The organism is Pseudomonas anguilliseptica (assembly GCF_021375795.1).
GTDB lineage: Bacteria > Pseudomonadota > Gammaproteobacteria > Pseudomonadales > Pseudomonadaceae > Aquipseudomonas > Aquipseudomonas anguilliseptica_A.
Window position 1 is genome coordinate 741,010 of the sequence record NZ_JAEIOI010000002.1, and the last position, 21,469, is coordinate 762,478.

Annotated in this window: 20 protein-coding genes; 14 read left to right on the forward strand and 6 right to left on the reverse strand. The window is 60.8% G+C overall.

Annotated features, from left to right (window positions below):
- Positions 1-19: 19 nt before the first annotated feature.
- From IOD17_RS19385 to aceK, 3 genes are all read right to left on the reverse strand, one after another.
- The gene (locus IOD17_RS19385) at positions 20-151 is read right to left on the reverse strand and encodes a PA1414 family protein (protein ID WP_325175664.1); all 132 of its coding nucleotides are present in this window, start codon (positions 149-151) and stop codon (positions 20-22) included.
- 89 nt (positions 152-240) lie between these two features.
- Positions 241-2,298 (reverse strand): TonB-dependent receptor family protein, encoded by a 2,058-nt coding sequence (locus tag IOD17_RS11185; protein ID WP_233685166.1) that lies wholly within the window; start codon positions 2,296-2,298, stop codon positions 241-243.
- Positions 2,299-2,303: 5 nt separating this feature from the next.
- Positions 2,304-4,034, reverse strand: coding sequence for a bifunctional isocitrate dehydrogenase kinase/phosphatase (gene aceK / locus IOD17_RS11190; protein WP_233685167.1), 1,731 nt, complete (start codon positions 4,032-4,034; stop codon positions 2,304-2,306).
- Between the two features lie 202 nt (positions 4,035-4,236).
- Here aceK and IOD17_RS11195 point away from each other — a divergent pair, with 202 nt between their 5' ends.
- Entirely contained in the window at positions 4,237-5,136 is a 900-nt protein-coding gene (locus tag IOD17_RS11195; RefSeq protein WP_233685168.1) for a DMT family transporter, read from the forward strand.
- Positions 5,137-5,217: 81 nt separating this feature from the next.
- Here IOD17_RS11195 and IOD17_RS11200 read toward each other — a convergent pair whose 3' ends face one another.
- The gene (locus tag IOD17_RS11200) at positions 5,218-5,520 is read right to left on the reverse strand and encodes a DUF1883 domain-containing protein (RefSeq protein WP_233685169.1); all 303 of its coding nucleotides are present in this window, start codon (positions 5,518-5,520) and stop codon (positions 5,218-5,220) included.
- 233 nt (positions 5,521-5,753) lie between these two features.
- Here IOD17_RS11200 and IOD17_RS11205 point away from each other — a divergent pair, with 233 nt between their 5' ends.
- Positions 5,754-7,400 (forward strand): alkaline phosphatase D family protein, encoded by a 1,647-nt coding sequence (locus IOD17_RS11205; RefSeq protein WP_233685170.1) that lies wholly within the window; start codon positions 5,754-5,756, stop codon positions 7,398-7,400.
- Positions 7,401-7,484: 84 nt separating this feature from the next.
- A complete protein-coding gene (locus IOD17_RS11210; protein WP_233685171.1) occupies positions 7,485-8,522 on the forward strand; it encodes an RNA methyltransferase in 1,038 nt (345 codons plus the stop codon).
- Positions 8,523-8,600: 78 nt separating this feature from the next.
- Here the strand turns inward: IOD17_RS11210 and nfuA are convergent, their stop codons facing one another.
- Together nfuA and IOD17_RS11220 are read right to left on the reverse strand one after the other, a co-directional pair.
- Positions 8,601-9,185 carry a Fe-S biogenesis protein NfuA gene (nfuA, locus tag IOD17_RS11215; RefSeq protein ID WP_090386038.1) on the reverse strand — a complete coding sequence of 195 codons (585 nt, stop codon included), beginning with the start codon at positions 9,183-9,185 and terminating at the stop codon, positions 8,601-8,603.
- Positions 9,186-9,295: 110 nt separating this feature from the next.
- Positions 9,296-9,976 (reverse strand): alpha/beta family hydrolase, encoded by a 681-nt coding sequence (locus tag IOD17_RS11220; RefSeq protein ID WP_233685172.1) that lies wholly within the window; start codon positions 9,974-9,976, stop codon positions 9,296-9,298.
- Positions 9,977-10,081: 105 nt separating this feature from the next.
- Between IOD17_RS11220 and ccoN (IOD17_RS11225) the strand changes: the two genes are divergently transcribed.
- From ccoN (IOD17_RS11225) to IOD17_RS11275, 11 genes are all read left to right on the forward strand, one after another.
- A complete protein-coding gene (gene ccoN, locus IOD17_RS11225) occupies positions 10,082-11,521 on the forward strand; it encodes a cytochrome-c oxidase, cbb3-type subunit I (RefSeq protein WP_233685173.1) in 1,440 nt (479 codons plus the stop codon).
- Positions 11,521-12,129, forward strand: coding sequence for a cytochrome-c oxidase, cbb3-type subunit II (ccoO, locus tag IOD17_RS11230; protein ID WP_233685174.1), 609 nt, complete (start codon positions 11,521-11,523; stop codon positions 12,127-12,129). Before ccoN (IOD17_RS11225) ends, ccoO (IOD17_RS11230) begins: the two co-directional genes overlap by 1 nt.
- 3 nt (positions 12,130-12,132) lie before the next feature.
- Complete coding sequence (locus tag IOD17_RS11235; protein WP_233685175.1) at positions 12,133-12,333, forward strand: cbb3-type cytochrome oxidase subunit 3; 201 nt, start codon at positions 12,133-12,135, stop codon at positions 12,331-12,333.
- Positions 12,330-13,268, forward strand: a complete 939-nt coding sequence (gene ccoP / locus IOD17_RS11240) for a cytochrome-c oxidase, cbb3-type subunit III (protein ID WP_233685176.1) — start codon at positions 12,330-12,332, stop codon at positions 13,266-13,268. Before IOD17_RS11235 ends, ccoP (IOD17_RS11240) begins: the two co-directional genes overlap by 4 nt.
- Positions 13,269-13,645: 377 nt before the next feature.
- Positions 13,646-15,088, forward strand: a complete 1,443-nt coding sequence (gene ccoN / locus IOD17_RS11245) for a cytochrome-c oxidase, cbb3-type subunit I (RefSeq protein WP_233685177.1) — start codon at positions 13,646-13,648, stop codon at positions 15,086-15,088.
- A complete protein-coding gene (ccoO, locus tag IOD17_RS11250) occupies positions 15,088-15,696 on the forward strand; it encodes a cytochrome-c oxidase, cbb3-type subunit II (protein ID WP_090256144.1) in 609 nt (202 codons plus the stop codon). Before ccoN (IOD17_RS11245) ends, ccoO (IOD17_RS11250) begins: the two co-directional genes overlap by 1 nt.
- A gap of 6 nt (positions 15,697-15,702) precedes the next feature.
- Positions 15,703-15,888, forward strand: coding sequence for a cbb3-type cytochrome oxidase subunit 3 (locus IOD17_RS11255; protein WP_090256143.1), 186 nt, complete (start codon positions 15,703-15,705; stop codon positions 15,886-15,888).
- The gene (gene ccoP / locus IOD17_RS11260; protein WP_233685178.1) at positions 15,885-16,874 is read left to right on the forward strand and encodes a cytochrome-c oxidase, cbb3-type subunit III; all 990 of its coding nucleotides are present in this window, start codon (positions 15,885-15,887) and stop codon (positions 16,872-16,874) included. Before IOD17_RS11255 ends, ccoP (IOD17_RS11260) begins: the two co-directional genes overlap by 4 nt.
- 137 nt (positions 16,875-17,011) lie before the next feature.
- The gene (ccoG, locus tag IOD17_RS11265) at positions 17,012-18,424 is read left to right on the forward strand and encodes a cytochrome c oxidase accessory protein CcoG (protein WP_233685179.1); all 1,413 of its coding nucleotides are present in this window, start codon (positions 17,012-17,014) and stop codon (positions 18,422-18,424) included.
- Positions 18,425-18,448: 24 nt separating this feature from the next.
- A complete protein-coding gene (locus tag IOD17_RS11270; protein WP_233685225.1) occupies positions 18,449-18,961 on the forward strand; it encodes a FixH family protein in 513 nt (170 codons plus the stop codon).
- An 8-nt stretch (positions 18,962-18,969) separates the two neighbouring features.
- A complete protein-coding gene (locus IOD17_RS11275; RefSeq protein WP_233685180.1) occupies positions 18,970-21,369 on the forward strand; it encodes a heavy metal translocating P-type ATPase in 2,400 nt (799 codons plus the stop codon).
- Positions 21,370-21,469: the final 100 nt, after the last annotated feature.

A 21,469-nucleotide genomic window follows, 5' to 3' on the forward strand; every position in this document is an offset into this window, starting at 1 on the left:
CTGCATTCAGAAGGAAGAATCAGTGTCGACGTATAGTCGAGCGGGCCGCGGGCACGTCGCTACGTACAGGGACTGGTTGCAGGCGCGGCCGCTCGCGCAAGCCCAGGGCAACCAACAGGTTCAGCAGGACAGTCTGCAACTTGGCACTCATAACATTGCCTCCAGCCAAGGACATCGGACAGGTGCATGCACACCTGCTTCCAGCCTAGTTCAGGCCTGAGCAGTCTGCAGGCACAGCCGTTAAAACATCACCCGCACGCCGGCATACAGGGTGCGCCCCGGGCCTGGTTCGAAGTAGCGTGCGTTGCCGTCATTGATGCGCAGGTTGTCAAAGTACTCGCGCCCGAGCAGGTTATCGATGCCCAGGTACGGCTCCAGGCTTTGCTCGGCAAACTGCAGGCGTTTGCCAAGCCGCAGGCTAAGCAAGGCATGCCCGGGGGCAGACTGAGTATTGCCATCATTGGCGTAGACCTGCGCCTGCGCCGTGACGCCCAGGCGCAGGTAGAAATCCTGATGCTCATAGGCCACTTCACTGAACAGGCTCTGCGCCGGAATACCGGGCACACGGTTGCCAGAAAAATCCTCAGTCTGTGCCTGGTAGTCGATAAAGCGGTAGCGGTTGTAGGCATAGGCCAGGGACCAGCGCCAGGCGTCGGCAAGCTGCCAGTCGAGACTTAGCTCCAGGCCATCGCGTCGCGATTGCCCGGCGTTACGGTAAAAGTTGCGCCCCGGTTGTGCCGGCAAGCTGAACGCGACCAACTCATCCTCCAGGTCGATGCGGTATACCGCCAGGGCATAGCGCAGCGCGGGCCATTCCCCCTTGATGCCCAGTTCACGGCTGAATGCCTGAGCCGGTTGCAAGGCACTGTTGAAGCCTGCGCCTTGCGGGTTACCCAGCTCATTGATGGTCGGCGTTTCGAACGAGCTGGCCAGGCGCGCATAGAGTGATTGCTGCGCGCTGAAGCGATAACTCAACCCGCTGCTGTAATTCCAATCAGCCAGGCGCCGTGAGCCGGAGTCATCACGGTTGTCGATCAGATAGGCATCATCCACCGCCAGGCGCACGCGGTCATAGCGCAGCCCGAATGTGGCCTGCCATTGCTCGCTGAGGTCGATCTGATCTTCGACAAACAGCCCCTGACTTAGCGCCGATTCCTCCTGCTGCTGGCGCAGGGTGCCGCGCTTGCCGAGCAGGTTGTCGTAGCGCTGCCGCTCATCGCGCTGCGCCTCCAGGTCGAAACCGGCGCTGAGCTTATGCGCCAGACCGGCCACATTACGGTAATGGCTGTACTGCCCACCTATGCCTGTGAAATAACGCTCGAAGGTGGTCTGCCCGTTTCGCTCAAAACCCAGTCGATTGCCAAACTCGCGGTGCCCCAGGTAGCTGCGCAGCTGATACTCATCGGCACCCGCCGCGTAGCCATCCCAAACCAGACCCAGGCGCTGCTGGCGGATATATTCATCAGCATCAAAGCGCAGGTTACCGGCTGCCGCCTGGCGGCGATCGGCCTTGACCTCAGCCGCCGTCAGGCCGCCGGGGTCTTCGGCACGGTTGTCGATGGCGTTGAGGTTCAAACGCAGTTGGCCGTTAGGCGCATACCAGCGCAGCTTGCCGGTCAGGCTATTGGTCTGCGCACGGCTGTGCTCACGGTAACCGTCCAGCTGGCTGCTGTTGAAAGCCAGCAGCCCACCCAGATTGCCATCGCTGCCACCCAACTCGCCGCGCAGGCGCTGATAACCCAGCCCCGCTGCACTCAGGTCCAGTTGCGTCGACGGCAGGCTTGGCGGCTCGCGGGTATCAATGGCCAGTACGCCGCCGGCGGCATTGCCATACAGCACCGAGGCGGGACCGCGCAGCACTTCCATGCGTTCGACCAGGCCGAGGTCGAGGCCGTCAAGCTCGGTCTGGCCATCCGGCATGGTCAGGGGCACACCATCGACCAGCACGCGAATCCCACGCACACCGAAATTGCCGCGTGCGCCAAAACCGCGAATGGCCGGACGCAGGCCCTGAGCCAGGTTGTAGCGGTTGAGGCTGAACACCCCGGGCACGCGGGCCAGCCACGAATCCAGTGCGAGGGACTGCTCGCCCTGAGTAGTCGATGCGTCAACCACGGTTACCGCCGCTGGCGTACTCAGCCAGCGCACATGACTGCGCGGGCTGGTAATCAGCAAAGGCGAGAGTTCGACCGCTTCAGCTTCAGCTTCAGCTTCAGCCTCGACCTCGGCCGCCAGCAGCACAGGGCGCTCCGCCAGCAGGCACAAGCCGGCAGCCAGCGCGGCCCAGGCAACACGCACGCGGCTCAATACTCCTTGTCGGCCTGATCCTTGCGCCGATAAGGGAACACGTCGATCACCTTGCCAGCGCGGATGGCTTCCTGCAGGCCCTTCCAGTAATCGGCGTCATACAGATCGCCATGCAATTCACTGAACAGCCTGCGCTGCTTGATATCGGCAAACAGGAACGGCGGGAATTCCTCCGGAAAGACATCCAGTGGGGCCACCGAATACCAGGGCTCGGAGGACATTTCATCCTCGGGGTAACGCGGTGGCGGAATGCGCCGGAAGTTGGCTTCGGTGAGGAAGCAGATCTCGTCGTAGTCGTAGAACACCACACGGCCGTGGCGGGTCACGCCGAAGTTCTTCAGCAGCATGTCGCCGGGGAAGATGTTGGCTGCCGCCAGCTGCTTGATCGCCAGACCGTAGTCATCCAGCGCCTCACGCACCTGAGCTTCGCTAGCACTTTCCACATAGAGGTTGAGCGGGGTCATGCGCCGTTCGGTCCAGCAGTGGCGCACCAGCACCGTGTCGCCATTGACCTCGACGGTGGATGGCGCCACTTCCAGCAGTTCCGCCAGGCACTCGGGATCGAACTTGCTCAGCGGGAAGCGGAAATCGGCAAACTCCTGAGTGTCAGCCATGCGCCCTACCCGGTCGACGGTTTTCACCAGGCGGTACTTCTCGATCACCGTGGCGCGGTCGACGTTCTTCGACGGCGAGAAGCGGTCCTTGATGATCTTGAATACGGTGTTGAAGCCCGGCAGGGTGAATACGCTCATCACCATGCCACGCACCCCCGGAGCCATGACGAACTTGTCGTCGGTGGTGGCCAGGTGGTTGATCAGCGAGCGGTAGAACTCCGACTTGCCGTGCTTGTAGAAACCGATCGAGGTGTACAGCTCGGCAATGTGCTTACCCGGCAGGATGCGTTTGAGGAAGCCGACAAACTCCGCCGGATAGCCAACCCGCACCATGAAGTAGGAACGGGTAAAGGAGAAGATGATCGACACCTCGGCTTCGTCAGTAATCAGCGCATCGATCTGAATGCCCTGCCCCTCGCGGTGCAGCAACGGGATCACCAGCGGCCATTGTTCATCGCGGGTGTAGATACGCCCCACCAGGTAGGCGCCCTTATTGCGGTACAGGCGCGAGGCGAACAGCTCGATGCGCAGGTCAGGGTCCTTGCACACCCAGTCCGGCAGGCTGTCGCGCAGTTGCTTGAGCAGACGCGCGAGGTCACGTTCAAGGTTTTCGTAGCCCACTTCGAAACTGAAATCTTCGAAAATCTGCCGCAGCGCCGGCTCTACATCGCCCTTGGGCTCGTACACGCGGGTTTGTGGGGCACGCTCATTGACCCGCAGCGCCGGGCGGGTGGTGTGGATGAACATGCAGCCGTCGTTGATCTGGTCATGGCTGAACAGGCCGCAGAAGATCGAGTTGAACCAGGTTTCCGCCAGCTCATCGTCGTAGCGCAGGTCGATCAGGGCGATGTAGGCCGACTTGACCAGCGGCCACTGCTCCACATCCAACAGCACATCGGTCTCATAGGCCTTGCGCAGGCGCTCGCTGACCGCCGTGACAAACTCTTCATAGAGGGCAATCCGAGCCGCAGATGCCTGCTGGATCTCTTGCCACTGGGCCTGCTCGAAACGCACCCGCGCCCCGTTGGTAATCTGCCGGAACTGCTCGCGGTAATCGTCGAAGCCTTCGAGGATAAGTGCGGCAATCGCGCTGGCCGGCCATTGCTGTGGCATAAACGAACCCCTACAGAAGAAATGCGGATAATCCGCCGAGCTTATCCAGTGGCCGCGCCAAGTAAAAGCCGGCAATGCATGGATAGGCGCTTATCTACGACGAAATATTGCCAATTCAGTACTTTGAAAGCGTATTTCGGATTGCCTTGGCAGGCGCGCCCGGCAACACTGCTCGGCCTGTTTCGCTGTTGTGGAGTCTGTTGTGCGCCTTGCTGACCTGAGCCGTCTGCTGTTGCTTGCTGCCATCTGGGGCGCCAGTTTTCTCTTCATGCGCATCGTCGCGCCGGTACTGGGCAGCATGCCGACCGCGTTTTTCCGCGCCAGCCTGGGCATGCTCGGCCTGCTGGTGATTCTCCTGCTGATGCGCGTGCGCTGGGACTTCACAGGCAAGCTCAAGCATTGTCTGCTGCTTGGAGTAATCAACGCCGGCCTACCCTCGGCCATGTATTGCATGGCCGCGCTGGTGCTGCCGGCCGGCTATTCTGCAATTTTCAATGCCACCACGCCCATGATGGGCGTGCTGATCGGCATGCTGTTCTTCGCTGAAGCGCTGACCCTGAGTAAAGCGGCCGGCGTGGCCATCGGTCTGTTCGGAGTAGCGGTGCTGACCCGCACCGGCCCGGTGGAGTTCGACCTTAACCTGCTGCTGGGAGCCGCCGCCTGCCTGGTGGCGACCGCCTGCTATGGCGTTGCCGGTTTTCTCACCCGCCGCTGGATTGGTCAGCAAGGCGGCCTAGACAATCGCTTGACGGCTTTTGCCAGCCTGTGTGGTGCCAGCCTGTTTCTGCTGCCCTGGTTTGCAGGTTCCCTGGTGTTACAGGCACCAGCCAGCTGGGGCGGGCTGGAGGTCTGGCTGTCGCTGGCCGGGCTGGGTTTTATCTGCACAGCATTCGCCTACGTGCTGTATTTCCGCCTGCTCAGTGATATCGGGCCGATCAAGGCCAGCACCACCACCTTCCTGATCCCGCCCTTCGGCGTACTCTGGGGCGCCTTGTTGCTCGATGAACCGCTGTCCTGGGCGTACCTGTATGGCGGTGTGCTGATCGCAATCGCCCTGTGGCTGGTGGTTCGCCCGACAGCCGGAGCCGGGAAACCGGCCTGATGCCAGCCTAAGCCAGGAAAAACCGCACAAAAAAGCCCGCAGTGAGGCGGGCTTTTTTGTGCAACACCGATCAAGCAGTGCTCAACTCAGGCGCGAGGTCGACTTGCGGATGATCTTGATCGAATGCTTGAGCGTCGGCTTGCGCGTCACGCTGATGGCGCGGCGGGTCACGGTGTCGATGGTGATATTCCAGAAACCGCTGCTGGGCACGGTGATCTTCGCCGGGAAGCTGTCGAACGCGCCGCCGTGATAGGTATGCCGGCCGCCGTTTTTAAAGCTGCGGAAGTTGGCATCACTCATCAGGCGAATGTTGCAGGTCTGCGAGCACTCGATCACGACGATATCGTCTTCGTAGAGGTGCTCGCGCTGGTGTATGAATTTCATCTGCTGTCTCAGGCTGCGTAGGCGACAAAGCCGCGACTATAGCATGCCGCCTGGGCATCCACGGCCAACGGGGCCGGGCCTAGACGCGAGACGTTACACAATCTGCGCCACCCAAGCTGGTCAGCGCCGGACTTTCACTTTATACAGCCCAAGTAGTCGCTCAGTGTCCGGTACGGTTATTGGAATCCAGTTGTCGAGCGTTTGATCTCCCCCTCGACTTCAGGAGCCTCACCATGACCTTGCTTGACCCTCGCGCCAACGAGCTCTACGCCAGCAAGCTCTACAGCGCCAGCATCATCGGCCACACCACCGCGCACAGTGCGCGGATCTGGATCCGCCTCTACGAACCCGGCCAATGGACCCTGGTGGTGTCCAAACAACCGTTCAGTGGTGACCTCAAGCGCCTGGGTGAACACAACATTGCCGCCTTCCTGCAAGAGCAGGCCATCCAGCCCTGCGCGCTGCTGAACCATGACTTCAGCTACGCCAGCAACCTGACCCACTGCTTTGACGTGGCCGATCTGGAGCCGTCGACACGCTATTTCTATGCGGTGATGACCGAGCGCAAGGAGGTCAGCCGCCGCACCGAACTGGGCTACGGCACACCTCGGCAGTTCCGCACCCTGGCGGCCAACCCGGAGGAAATCGTCTTCGGTTTCTACAGCTGCCACGACCATATCAACGCGGGCGGCGATGCCGGGGCCTGGCCGAACTTTCTTGAACAGCTGAACGACCTCAAGGCCGATTTCGTGATTGGCGGTGGTGACCAGATCTATGTCGACACCAATGCCAAGCTGGGCTTCCCGGACATCTGGAAATGGCTCAAGGACAACAAACCGGCTCTGCTGGAGCGTTACCGCAAGGGCCGTGGCTACGACCAGGCTGGCCTCTACGAGTACCTGCTGGACATCTACCGCTGGTACTACCGGGTGTACTGGAATGTCGGGGCGCTGCAACAGGTATATGAACGCTTCCCTCAGTACATGATCTGGGACGACCACGAGATCATGGACGGTTGGGGCTCGTTCACCGAAAAAGAACGTCTGAAACGCCTCTCGCGGCTGTTCAATGAAAATCAGCCAAGTGTCGACAAGATGCTGGTGAACCTGATGTGGAAGGCTGCCTGCCGCGCCTATTACGAATACGAGCACAGCCACAATCCCCAGACGCCCTACGACGCCGACGAGCCGGATAACTGCCAGTGGGATTATTCCTTCGCCCATGGCCCTGCCGCCTTCTACGCTCTGGATGTGCGCGGCCACCATGATGTGGAAAAACAGGGCGATCCCTACCTGCTGCTTGGCAAGGCGCAAATGACTCGCTTTCAGAACTGGCTGCAGGCCGCTGCAGACAACCCTGCCTGCGCCGTGCTGTTCGTGATCACTCCGGTGCCGCTGCTGCACTGGGTCGATACGCTGGTCAACTATGCCGACCTGGGCAGCGTCAAAGACGACTTCATGGATGAGTGGGACCACCAGAGCAACTGGAGTGAACGCGCGGTGCTACTGCGCAACGTCTTCGACCGCCTGGACAGCCAGGGCAAGCTGCTGGTGTTTCTCAGCGGTGATGTGCACTGCGCCTCGGCCTATCGCCTGACGCACGAGCGTTACCGTAAAGCCCGCATTTACCAGCTCACCTCCAGCGCCATCTCACGCAAACCTGCGCCCTCTGCCAGCATGCTTGGCATCAGCGCCGGCGGTGAACTCAAGGGCAGCAAAGGTGTATTTGGCGAGCGGTTGTTTGCCCTGACCGGCAACAAGAACTTCTCGCTGCTGCGCGTGCGCCAGCAACCAGGTGGCCAATATGAGGTGGCCGTGGACCTGTGCTGGCCCGGTGAAGAGGCCGGCGCCACCATCCGCAAGCGCCTGATTCTCGACTAGCCGAACTACGCCGGTCGGCCCGGCAGCCAGGCTGTTGTAAGCCGGCTGCCGTTTCGCTGGCGCCGGTGGTAGCATGCGCGCCCCATGCATATTCACGACTTTCAGCAACGCCTGACCGACCTCGGCGCCAAGCCCATGCACATCGGGCGCATTACCCGTGCCTGGCTGCGCGGTGTACCACTGGACACCGGCACGCGTAACCAGAAGACCGAGAATTTTCTGCCACTGGCGGTGCGTAACGCTCTGCCCGAAATCAGCAGCGAACTCGATGGACTGGCGCGCCTCAGCTCTGAACACCCCGGCGGCGATGGTTCGGCGCGGCTGCTGGTGGAGCTGGCCGACAAACAGATGGTGGAAAGCGTACTGCTGCCGCGCGATGGCCTGTGCGTCTCCAGTCAGGTCGGTTGTGCGGTGGGCTGCGTGTTCTGCATGACTGGCAAAAGTGGCCTGCTGCGCCAGCTGAGCACTGCCGAGATCGTCGCTCAGGTGGCGCTGGCGCGGCGCTTTCGCCCCGTTAAGAAAGTAGTCTTCATGGGCATGGGCGAGCCGGCGCATAACCTCGACAACGTACTCGAAGCGATCAACCTGCTCGGCACAGAGGGCGGCATCGGCCAGCGCAACCTGGTGTTCTCCACCGTCGGTGATCCACGGGTGTTCGAGCGTTTGCCACAGCAGCAGGTCAAGCCGGCGCTGGCGCTTTCGCTACACACCACCGACGCCGAACTGCGCCAGACCCTGCTGCCGCGCGCGCCGCGTATCGACCCTGAAGAGCTGGTAGAGCTGGGTGAAACCTACGCACGGCAGATCGACTACCCGATCCAGTATCAGTGGACGCTGCTCAAGGGCATCAACGATAGCCAGGAGGAAATGGACGGCATCTTGCGCCTGCTCAAGGGCAAGTACGCGATCATGAACCTGATCCCCTACAACAGCCTGGAAGCTGACGAATTCCAGCGCCCTGATGGTGACCGTATCGTGCAGATCGTGCGTTATCTGCACAGCCGTGGCGTGCTGACCAAGGTGCGCAACAGCGCCGGCCAGGACATTGATGGTGGTTGTGGGCAGCTGCGCGCACGGGCGACCGAAGTGCTTGAGCGTCGCAAAGGCCGTACTAAGCAGTGACCTCGCGAGCTTTTTATTAAATAACCAGCAGCATAAAAAATGCCCGCAGTGCGCGGGCATTTTTATCTGACCATCTACTCAGTAGTAGGCATTTTCCTTGATGCTGTGGTCGGTCACGTCACGCACACCTTTAAGCTCGGGGATGCGCTCCAGCAGAGTTTTCTCGATACCTTCCTTGAGCGTCAGGTCAACCTGACCGCAACCCTGGCAACCGCCGCCGAATTTCAGCACGGCAATGCCATCGTCAACCACATCGATCAGGCTGACTTCGCCACCATGGCTGGCCAGACCGGGGTTGATCTCGGTTTGCAGGTAGTAGCTGATGCGCTCGTTGATCGGGCTGTCTTCGTTGACCATTGGCACTTTGGCGTTCGGCGCCTTGATGGTCAGCTGGCCGCCCATACGGTCGGTGGCATAGTCAACCACGGCGTCTTCCAGAAACGGCTCGCTGACAGCGTCGATCCAGGCAGTAAAGCTGGCCAGGCCCAGCGCGGTGTCTTCAGCCTTCTGCTCACCTGGCTTGCAGTAGGCAATGCAGGTTTCCGCGTACTGGGTGCCCGGCTGGGTGATAAACACGCGAATGCCGATGCCCGGGGTATTCTGCTTGCTCAGCAGGTCAGCCAGATAATCGTGGGCAGCGTCGGTAATGGTAATGGTGCTCATGGCAACTCCTCGCAAACATGGGCGCAGTGTACGCCACTCGCCAGCGCCGGCAAAGTCCTAGTGTTTTAGTAGGAATATAACGTATTCACCAAACGCCAGCCCTCGCCGACTTATGCGCAGAGAAACTGCGCAATCGCATCGGCGGCCGCCTGCATGTGCTGCTGATGGCTGAGGCCTGAGCTTTTTAGTGGCTTTAGGTCATGGTCGCCGGCGGTTAACCAGTGCAACGTGATCGCCGCAGACAGCGTATAGCCTGCTACCGCTTGGTGATCGCCCAGGGCATCGCGCTCCCCCTGAATGATCAACGTCGGCGTACTCAGCTCGGCCAAGTGCGCGACACGCGGCTTTTCCGGCTTGCCGACGGCATAAAAGGGATAGCCCAGGCATACCAGCGCATCCGCGCCTAATTCATCAACCAGCAGACTGGCCATGCGCCCGCCCATGGACTTGCCGCCAATCGCTAGCGGCCCTGCGACCTGTTGGCGCACCTCGCGGTACACCTCACGCCATTGCTCGAGCAGTTTGGCCTGGGGGTTGGGGGGGCGTTTCTTGCCGTCCAGACGCCGCGCAGCCATGTAGGCAAACTCGAAGCGCACTACAGCAATCCCACGCGCAGCAAGGCTTCTCGCCATGGTTTGCATGAACTCGCTGTCCATTGGCGCACCCGCACCGTGAGCCAGAATCAGGGTGGCGTGCTGCTCGCCAAGCGGGCGATCCCACAACCATGCGCCCTCACCCTGCCCCTGCACGTATTGATCCCCGTCAATACCTGCCACCTGCCCTTTGCTCATGCTTGCCTCGCTTAAAGAATCCGTTGGACTGCGGTGCAGATCGTACAAGCCCGCAGCCGCTGATTTTCGATGATCTGCCTATAAACCGTGGATGGAAGCCCAGACATGAACACAGCAACCAGTTCCGCCTACAACTACAGGGTGGTTCGCCAATTCGCCATCATGACAGTGGTGTGGGGCATTGTCGGGATGGGGCTCGGCGTGTTTATCGCCGCGCAACTGGCCTGGCCCGAACTCAATTTCAACCTGCCGTGGACCAGCTTCGGCCGCCTGCGCCCGTTGCATACCAACGCGGTGATCTTCGCCTTTGGCGGTTGCGCACTGTTCGCTACCAGCTATTACGCGGTGCAACGCACCTCGCAGGCCACCCTGTTCGCCCCCAAGCTTGCCGCCTTCACCTTCTGGGGCTGGCAACTGGTGATTGTGCTGGCGGCCATCAGCTTGCCATTGGGCTGGACCAGCTCCAAGGAATACGCCGAGCTGGAATGGCCGATCGACATTCTGATCACCATTGTCTGGGTCAGCTACGCCATCGTGTTCTTCGGCACGGTGATCAAGCGTAACGTCAGCCACATTTATGTAGGCAACTGGTTCTTCGGTGGTTTTATCCTCACCGTGGCCCTGCTGCACCTGGTCAACAACCTGGAAGTGCCGGTCACCCTGACCAAGTCCTACTCGGCCTATGCCGGGGCGACGGACGCGATGATCCAGTGGTGGTACGGCCACAACGCCGTGGGCTTTTTCCTTACCGCCGGTTTTCTGGGGATGATGTATTACTTCGTGCCCAAGCAGGCTGGACGCCCGGTGTATTCCTACCGCTTGTCCATCGTGCACTTCTGGGCGCTGATTGCCGTGTACATCTGGGCCGGCCCGCACCACCTGCACTACACCGCGCTGCCGGACTGGGCGCAGAGCCTGGGCATGGTGATGTCGCTGATCCTCCTGGCACCGAGCTGGGGCGGCATGATCAACGGCATGATGACCCTCTCCGGGGCCTGGCATAAGTTGCGTACCGACCCGATCCTGCGCTTTCTGGTGGTATCCCTGGCGTTCTACGGCATGTCGACCTTTGAAGGTCCGATGATGGCGATCAAGACCGTCAATGCCCTGTCTCACTACACCGACTGGACCATCGGTCACGTGCACGCCGGTGCGCTCGGCTGGGTGGCCATGGTGTCGATCGGCTCGCTGTATCACATGCTGCCGAAAGTCTTCGGCCGCGAAGAGATGCACAGCACCAGCCTGATCAACGTGCACTTCTGGCTCGCCACCATCGGCACCGTGCTCTATATCGCCTCGATGTGGGTCAACGGTATCGCCCAGGGCCTGATGTGGCGCGCAGTCAACGAAGACGGCACCCTCACCTACTCCTTCGTCGAAGCACTGGAAGCCAGCCACCCCGGCTTTGTGGTGCGGGTGATCGGCGGCGCGATCTTCTTCGCCGGCATGCTGGTGATGGCCTGGAACGTCTGGCAGACCGTGCGTCATACCAAAGCCGCTGAGATGGAAGCCGCCGCGCAGTTTTCGCTTGAGGGAGCCCACTGATGAGACACGAAATACTCGAGAAGAACATCGGCCTGATGGCGCTGATGATGGTACTGGCCGTGAGTATCGGCGGCCTGACGCAGATTGTTCCGCTGTTCTTCCAGGACGTCACCAATGAACCGGTGGCCGGCCTCAAGCCCTACACCGCGCTGCAACTGGAAGGCCGCGACATCTATATCCGCGAGGGTTGTGTGGGTTGCCACTCGCAGATGATTCGCCCGTTCCGCGCCGAAACCGAGCGCTACGGCCACTACTCGGTCGCCGGTGAAAGCGTCTACGACCACCCCTTCCTCTGGGGCTCCAAACGCACCGGGCCGGACCTGGCCCGTGTGGGCGGCCGCTACTCGGATGAATGGCACCGCGCGCACCTGTACAACCCGCGCAACGTAGTGCCGGAGTCGAAGATGCCTTCTTATCCCTGGCTGGTGGAAGGCACTCTGGACGGCCAAGACACCCCGGCCAAGATGAAGGCCCTGCGCCTTCTCGGCGTGCCCTACAGCGATGAAGACATTGCCGGCGCCACCGCAGCCGTTAAAGGCAAAAGCGAGATGGACGCCATGGTTGCCTACCTGCAAGTGCTTGGCACTGCCGTGAAGAACAAGAGGTAAGCCATGTCATTCGAACTCATTGATATCGGCGCTCTGGATATTGGAACCATACGCGGCATCGGCACGGCACTGGTCCTGCTGTCGTTTGTCTGCGTGACCCTCTGGGCTTACAGCGGCAAACGTCGCGCAGCCTTCGATCAGGCCGCCCTGCTGCCCTTTGCCGATGAACCCAAGCTGGCTGCACCAAGGAGCAAGACCCCATGAGCACTTTCTGGAGCTGGTACATCACCCTGCTGACAGTCGGCACCCTGATCGCGCTGTTCTGGCTGATTTTCGCCACCCGCAAGAGCGAAGTTCACAAGAGCCCTACCGATCAGACCATGGGGCATGCCTTCGACGGCATCGAGGAATATGACAACCCGCTGCCCAAGTGGTGGTTCATGCTGTTTCTCGGCACGCTGATCTTCTCGATTGGCTACCTGGTGCTGTATCCCGGCCTGGGCAGCTGGAAAGGCGTACTGCCGGGTTACGAAGGTGGCTGGACCCAGGTCAAGCAATGGCAGCGCGAAGTCGACAAGGCGGACGAGCTGTATGGGCCGATCTTCGCCAAATATGCCGCCATGCCCCTGGAAGAAGTGGCCAAAGACGAACAGGCGCTAAAAATGGGTGGCCGCATGTTCGCCACCTACTGCTCGGTCTGCCACGGCTCTGACGCCAAAGGTGCAGTGGGCTTCCCCAACCTGACCGACAGCCACTGGCGCTGGGGCGGCGAGCCTAATGTGATCAAGACCAGCATCCTCCATGGTCGCATCGGTGCCATGCCGGCCTGGGCCGCCGTGATTGGCGAAGAAGGCGTGCAGCAGGTCGCCGCCTATGTGCGCAAAGACTTGGCCGGCTTGCCACTGTCAGCCGACAAGCAGATTGACCTGGAAAAAGGTGCCGCCATCTTTGCCGCCAACTGCCAGGCCTGCCACGGCGCGCAAGGCACCGGCATGGCCATGCTCGGCGCGCCCGACCTGACCAGCCCGGCTGGCTGGATCTACGGCAGCAGCCTGGTGCAGCTGCAACAGACCATCCGCCACGGTCGCAATGGCCAGATGCCGGCGCAAGAGCAGTATCTGGGCAACGACAAAGTGCATTTGCTCGCCGCTTATGTACTGAGCCTGAGCAAATCGCAGCAGAACGCTGCCGCCCAGTAAGACGCCCGTAGCACACTGACTGGCGAGCCAACCTCGCCAGTCAGTGCAAAACCCTCGCTCCCCGCGCTGGACAGTCGCTCCAGCCATGCGACCCAAGGTCGCACCCTTCCGACCAAGTGCACGCGTGATGTTTGACTTGAGCTAATCTTGTCGACAGTCGCCACCTGTCATAACTCCAAGGCGATTCCCATCTTTCGCGCTACGCCTGTTAGGCGTTTATTGCTTGCGGCAATGCCCTGCATACGCGGCCATGCAGGCTTGCCAACAGCCCTGAAAGCCTTATCGCGCCGGCTTGTGTCGTTGCAATGAGCACCTGCTTTCTCCATACTTGCCGCCGATTTTTGCCCCTAAAAAATCCATTAACCGTGGAACCCATAATGAGCACAGCAATCAGTCCGACTGCTTATAACTACAAGGTGGTTCGCCAGTTCGCCGTAATGACGGTGATCTGGGGAGTCATTGGCATGAGCCTGGGTGTTTTCATCGCCGCACAGCTGGTGTGGCCTGAACTTAACCTGGGTATGGAATGGACGAGCTTTGGCCGTCTGCGTCCGCTGCACACCAACGCGGTGATTTTCGCCTTCGGTGGTTGTGCGCTGATGGCCACCTCGTTCTACGTGGTGCAACGCACCAGCCAGGCACGCCTGATTTCTGATGGCCTTGCCGCGTTCGTATTCTGGGGCTGGCAAGCCGTGATCGTCGCAGCAGTGATCACTCTGCCGATGGGTTTCACCGGTTCCAAGGAATACGCCGAGCTTGAGTGGCCAATCGATATCCTCCTGGGCATCGTCTGGATCGCTTATGCCGTGGTGTTCTTCGGCACCATTATCAAACGCCAGACCAAGCATATTTATGTAGGTAACTGGTTCTTCGGTGCCTTTATCCTGGTTACCGCAATGCTGCACATCGTTAACAGCGCGGCCGTTCCGGTCAGCCTGTTCAAGTCGTACTCCATGTACGCCGGTGCAACAGACGCGATGATCCAGTGGTGGTACGGCCACAACGCCGTGGGTTTCTTCCTGACCACCGGCTTCCTGGGCATGATGTACTACTTCGTACCCAAGCAGGCTGAGCGTCCGATCTACTCCTACCGCCTGTCCATCGTGCACTTCTGGGCACTGATCACCCTGTACATCTGGGCCGGTCCGCACCACCTGCACTACACCGCACTGCCGGATTGGGCTCAATCCCTGGGTATGGCCATGTCGATCATCCTGCTGGCGCCAAGCTGGGGCGGCATGATCAACGGCATGATGAGCCTGTCGGGCGCCTGGCATAAGCTGCGTACCGACCCAATCCTGCGCTTCCTGGTGGTTTCTCTGGCGTTCTACGGCATGTCGACCTTCGAAGGTCCGATGATGGCGATCAAGACCGTCAACGCCCTGTCCCACTACACCGACTGGACCATCGGCCACGTACATGCCGGCGCGCTCGGCTGGGTAGCAATGATCTCTATCGGCGCCCTGTACCACCTGCTGCCGAAAGTCTTCGGTCGCCCGCAGATGCACAGCGTTGGTCTGATCAACGCACACTTCTGGCTGGCCACCATCGGCACCGTGCTGTACATCGCTTCGATGTGGGTCAACGGCATCACCCAGGGCCTGATGTGGCGTGCAGTCAACGAAGACGGCACCCTCACCTATTCCTTCGTTGAAGCGCTGGAAGCCAGCCACCCAGGTTACGTGGTGCGCATGATCGGCGGTGCCTTCTTCGTCGCTGGCATGCTGCTGATGGCTTACAACACCTACCGCACCGTGCGTGCCGCCAAGGCTTCTGAATATGAAGCCGCTGCACAGATCCCTGCTGGAGTAGCGCACTGATGAAACACGAAATCATTGAGAAGAATATTGGCCTGATGGCGCTGCTGATGGTTCTGGCCGTCAGCATCGGCGGCCTGACTCAAATCGTTCCGCTGTTTTTCCAGGACGTTACCAACGAGCCGGTAGAAGGCCTCAAGCCTTACACCGCGCTGCAACTGGAAGGCCGCGATGTGTACATCGCCAACGGCTGTGTCGGCTGCCACTCGCAGATGATCCGTCCGTTCCGTGCTGAAACCGAACGTTACGGCCACTACTCGGTAGCCGGTGAAAGCGTCTGGGATCACCCGTTTCTGTGGGGTTCCAAGCGTACCGGGCCGGACCTGGCTCGCGTCGGCGGTCGTTACTCGGATGAGTGGCAACGTGCGCACCTGTACAACCCGCGCAACGTAGTGCCTGAGTCGAAGATGCCGGCCTACCCTTGGCTGGTCGAGCACAAACTCGACGGCAAGGACACCGCCAAGAAGATGGAAGTCATGCGTGGCTTTGGTATCCCCTACACCGATGAAGACATCGCTGGGGCCAAGGACGCGGTAAAAGGCAAGACCGAAATGGACGCTCTCGTTGCGTACCTGCAGGTTCTCGGCACTTCCATCAAGAACAAACGGTAACGCGCGATGGACATCGGGACTATTCGTGGCATAGGCACAGCAGTGGTGTTCATCGCCTTTATTGGCGTGGTGCTCTGGGCCTACAGCAGCAAGCGTAAATCCAGCTTCGACGAGGCCGCCAACCTGCCCTTCGCCGACGATCCCAAACCCAACGAGCGTGACGAGCAATCTTCCAGGAGCAATAACCAATGACCACGTTCTGGAGTTGGTACGTAACCATTCTGTCTCTGGGCACTATCTTTGCCCTGACTTGGCTGATCTTCGGCACCCGCAAGGGCCAGCGCGAAGAAACCACCGAAGAAACTGTCGGCCATTCCTTCGACGGTATCGAAGAGTTCGACAACCCGCTGCCGAAGTGGTGGTTCATGCTGTTTGTCGGCACCATCATCTTTGCCCTCGGCTACCTGGCGCTCTACCCGGGCCTGGGTAACTGGAAAGGCCTGCTGCCGGGCTACGACTACCTCGACACCGAGGCCAAGACGCCATTTGCCACCAACGTGCAGATCGCCGGCGACGCCGAGCGCAATGCCGGCTGGACTGGTGTGCACCAGTGGGAAAAAGAGATGGCCAAGGCTGATGCCCAGTACGGCCCGATCTTCGCCAAGTACGCCGCCATGCCGATTGAACAAGTGGCCCAGGACGAGCAAGCGCTGAAAATGGGCGGTCGCCTGTTTGCTTCCAACTGCTCGGTCTGCCACGGTTCTGACGCCAAGGGCGCCTACGGCTTCCCCAACCTGACCGACAACGATTGGCTGTACGGTGGCGAACCAGAAACCATCAAGACCACCATCATGGGCGGCCGTCAGGCAGCCATGCCTGCGTGGAAAGACAGCATCGGCGAAGAAGGCATCCGCAACGTTGCCGGCTACGTGCGCAGCCTGTCTGGCTTGAAGAATCCGGAAGGTATCGAGGTTGACCTTGCTGCAGGTCAAAACATCTTTGCCACCAATTGTGCAGTCTGTCATGGCGCTGAAGGTAAGGGCCAACAGGCCATGGGCGCCCCCAACCTGACCGACAAAGTCTGGCTCTACGGCTCCAGCTTTGCCCAGGTGCAACAAACTCTGCGCTACGGCCGTAACGGCAAGATGCCAGCCCAGGCTGATTTCCTGGGCAACGATAAAGTGCATCTGCTGGCGGCTTACGTGTACAGCCTGTCGCAAGGTAAAACCGAGAAGTGATTCTCCGGCTCTGGCAGGCGCGACCGCGGGTCGCACCTGCCGAGCAATCGTCAGGCGTACGATAGCGCAAGAGCACGTATGACTTCGGCCGGCACGTATCGGTTGAAGCAGCCAATCAACCGCCGTGGTACGAACTGATGAGCGCACAGATTCCAGTTAAAGACGTCACCCCTGCCCCGGCCAAGGTCGAAGTTGTTGACCTGTACGCCAACCGCGAAAAAATCTACACCCGCTCCTTCACCGGCCTCTTCCGCAACCTGCGCATGCTCGGTGGTGCAGCCCTCTTTCTGTTGTACTTCGGCACCGTATGGTTGAACTGGAATGGTCGTCAGGCCGTCTGGTGGAACCTGCCGGAGCGCAAGTTCTATATCTTCGGTTCCACCTATTGGCCGCAGGATTTCGTCCTGCTCTCGGCGCTGCTGATCATCTGCGCCTTCGGTCTGTTCTTTATTACCGTGTTCGCTGGCCGCGTGTGGTGTGGCTACACCTGCCCGCAGAGTGTGTTCACCTGGGTATTCATGTGGGCGGAGAAAGTCACCGAAGGTGACCGCAACCAGCGCATGAAGCTCGACAAGACCCCCATGAGCACGCAGAAATTCCTGCGCAAGCTGGCCAAACACGGCATCTGGGTCGGCGTTTCGCTGGTCACCGCGATCACCTTCGTCGGCTACTTCACGCCAATCCGCGAGCTGATTCCGGAGCTGTTCACCCTTGAGGCCAGTGGCTGGGCGCTATTCTGGGTCGGCTTCTTCACCCTCGCCACCTATGGCAACGCCGGCTACCTGCGTGAGCAGGTGTGCATCTACATGTGCCCCTACGCGCGCTTCCAGAGCGTGATGTTCGACCAGGACACCCTGATCGTCTCCTATGACCCGCGCCGTGGCGAATCCCGTGGCCCGCGCAAGAAGGACGCCGACTACAAGGCCCAAGGCCTGGGTGACTGCATCGACTGCAAGATGTGCGTGCACGTCTGCCCTACCGGCATCGATATCCGCGACGGCCTGCAGATCGAATGCATCGGCTGCGCGGCCTGTATCGATGCCTGCGACAGCATCATGGAGAAGATGAACTACCCGAAAGGGCTGATCAGCTACACCACCGAACACAACCTGTCCGGGCAGAAAACCAACCTGATGCGCCCGCGCCTGATTGGTTACGCGGTAGCGCTGACCGCCATGTTCTGCGTGTTCGCCTGGGCCATTGCCGAGCGTTCGTTGGTGGAGCTGGATGTGCTCAAGGACCGTGTGCTCTACCGCGAAAACGAAGAGGGCCGGATCGAGAACGTCTACACCCTGAAGATCATGAACAAGGCCCAGCACGACGTGACCTACCTGATCGAAGCCGATGGTCTCGACGGTCTGGTGTACGAAGGCAAGCGCGAGATCAAGGCAATCGCTGGCGAGGTGTTGTCCTTGCCGGTCGAGCTGTCCATCGACCCGGAGAAGCTACCTTCAAGCACCAATGAAATCACTTTCCACCTGCACTCGGTGGATGACCCCAGTATCAAAACCGACGCCGCCAGCCGCTTTATCGGCCCGAGCGTGCGCTGATTAGAGAAGCCCATGTCTGAACCCATGCCTGAAAAGAACCCCGAGATCATCAAGCCCTGGTACAAGCAATTCTGGCCCTGGTTCCTGATAGGCCTGCTGGCTTATTCAGTGGTCCAGGGGCTGACCCTGCTGACCATCGCCACGAAGAATCCACCGGGGCTGATCTCCGATGACTATTACGACGTCGGCAAGGGCATCAACCAGTCGCTGGAGCGGGAAAACCATGCCATTCGCCTCAAGCTGCACGCCACCTTGCTGCTCAACGATGACAATGGCACCGCCACCCTGCAGCTGAATGGCAACAGCCGTCCGCAGCAGCTGGTGCTCAACCTGATTTCGCCGACCCAGCCGGAACGTGACCGCCGGGTGATCCTGCAACCGCAGGCCGATGGCAGTTACAGCGGGCAGATGATCGATGCGGTTGAAGGCCGCCGGTTTGTCGAGCTGATCGGTCAGGAAGGCGGCAAGGACTGGCGCCTGTTCGAAGAGGAAAACGTGCAGAGCGGACAAACGATTAACCTCGGGGATGCCCAATAAGCGCACCGATGGCCAGTCCGACTCCCTGCTATCACTGTGGCCTGCCGGTTCCGGCCGGCAGCCGGTTCCAGACCCAGGTACTGGGCGCAACCCGCGAGATGTGCTGCCCGGGTTGCCAGGCCGTGGCCGAAGCCATCGTCAGCGGTGGCCTGGAGCACTACTACAAGCACCGCAGCGAAAGCGCCGCCAACCCGCAAAGCCTGCCCCAGGCGCTGCCCGAAGAATTGGCGCTGTATGACCGCAGTGATGTACAGCAGCCCTTTGTCGAACATGACGGCGAACTCAGCGAAACCTGCCTGCTGATCGAAGGCATCAGTTGCGCGGCCTGTGGCTGGTTGATCGAAAAACACCTGCGCAGCCTTCCAGGCGTCAGCGAGGCGCACCTCAACCTGTCCAACCACCGCCTGCAAGTGCGCTGGGCCGACAGCAAACTGCCGCTCAGCAGCCTGCTCAAGGCGCTGCGCAAGATCGGCTACGCTGCCCACCCCTGGCAGGCCGATGCCGCCGCCGAACAGCTGCACCGCGAGAACCACCGTGCCATGCGCGAGCTGGGCGTGGCGGGCATGCTGTGGATGCAGGTGATGATGGCGACCATGGCCACCTGGCCAGAATTCAACATCGACCTCAGCCCCGAGCTGGACAAGATCCTGCGCTGGGTCAGCCTGTTTCTCACCACACCGATTGTCTTCTACTGCTGCGGCCAGTTCTTCCGTGGCGCGCTGCGTGACCTGCGCACCCGCCACCTGACCATGGATGTATCGGTGTCCCTGGCCATCGGCGGGGCTTATATAGCCGGGATCTGGTCAACGGTGACCGGCCAGGGCGAGCTGTATTTCGATGCGGTGGGCATGTTCGCCCTGTTTCTGCTGGCTGGCCGCTATCTGGAGCGCCGCGCCCGCGAACGCACGGCGGCCGCTACGGCGCAGCTGGTCAATCTGCTACCCGCCTCCTGTCTACGCCTGGACGCAGCAGGTCAGAGCCAACGCATTTTGCTCAATGAACTGCAGGTCGGTGATCAGGTACTGGTGCCACCCGGCGCCCTGCTGCCAGCCGACGGTTGCATCATCCAGGGCCAGTCGAGTGTGGATGAGTCCGTGCTGACCGGCGAGTACCTGCCACAACCACGCAACATCGGCGACAGCGTGACCGCCGGCACCCTCAACGTAGAAGGTCCGTTGCAGGTAGAAGTGCAGGCCCTTGGCGATGCCACGCGGCTGTCGGCCATCGTTCGTCTGCTGGAGCGCGCGCAGAGCGACAAACCGCGCCTGGCGGTCCTGGCCGATCAGGTTGCGCAGTGGTTCCTGCTGATCGTGCTAGTGGTAGCCGCCGTCGTCGGCCTGGTCTGGTGGCAACTCGATCCGTCACGCGCATTCTGGATTGTTCTGGCCCTGCTGGTCGCCACCTGCCCCTGCGCGCTGGCCCTGGCCACGCCGACAGCACTCACGGCCGCGACCGGCTCACTGCACAAACTGGGCATGTTGCTGACCCGTGGCCACGTGCTGGAAGGCCTGAATCAGATCAACACCCTGGTGCTGGACAAGACCGGCACCCTCACCGAAGGTCGCCTGACTCTCAGCGCCATTCATCCCCTGCGCGAGCTGGATGCCGACACCTGCCTGGCCCTTGCCGCGGCGCTGGAAAACCGCTCCGAACACCCGATTGCCCGCGCCTTCGGTCAGGCCCCTGAGGCCGCCGAAGCGGTCGACAGCCATCCGGGCCTCGGCCTGCAAGGGCGTGTTGGCAGCCGACTGCTGCGCATCGGTGAGGCCGGATTTGTCTGCGCGCTGAGCGCGCAACCCGCGCCAACAATTGCCAGCGAGCACGGCCAGTGGCTGCTGCTGGGTGATGAACAGGGGCCGCTGGCCTGGTTCGTGTTGAATGACCGCCTGCGCGACGACGCGCCGCAACTGATCGACATGGCCAAGGCCAAAGGCTGGCAGATCATGCTGCTGTCCGGCGACAGCTCACCGATGGTCGGCGAAGTAGCACGCCAGCTGGGCATCACAGACGCCCGTGGCGGCCTTACGCCGGATGCCAAGCTGGACGTGCTCAAGCAGCTGCACAGCCAGGGCAGCCGGGTGCTGATGCTGGGTGACGGGGTTAACGATGTGCCGGTATTGGCCGCCGCCGATATCAGCGTGGCCATGGGCAGCGCCACTGACCTGGCAAAAACCAGCGCCGATGCCGTGCTGCTGTCCAACCGCCTGAGCAGCCTGGTGCAGGCGCTACACATGGCGCAACGAACCCGTCGCATCATCATCGAGAACCTCACCTGGGCCAGCCTGTACAATGGCTTGGTGCTGCCCTTCGCGGCCATCGGCTGGATCACCCCCATCTGGGCCGCGCTGGGCATGTCGGTCAGCTCTTTACTGGTGGTGATCAACGCTCTGCGCCTGACTCGTACGTAGGTCACCGATCCACCGCCGTACCGTCGCGGTGGAAGTGATAACCGACATGCACAGGTCAAACAGTCCACTAATACGCTCGGCGAGGTCCTATGCGAAACAA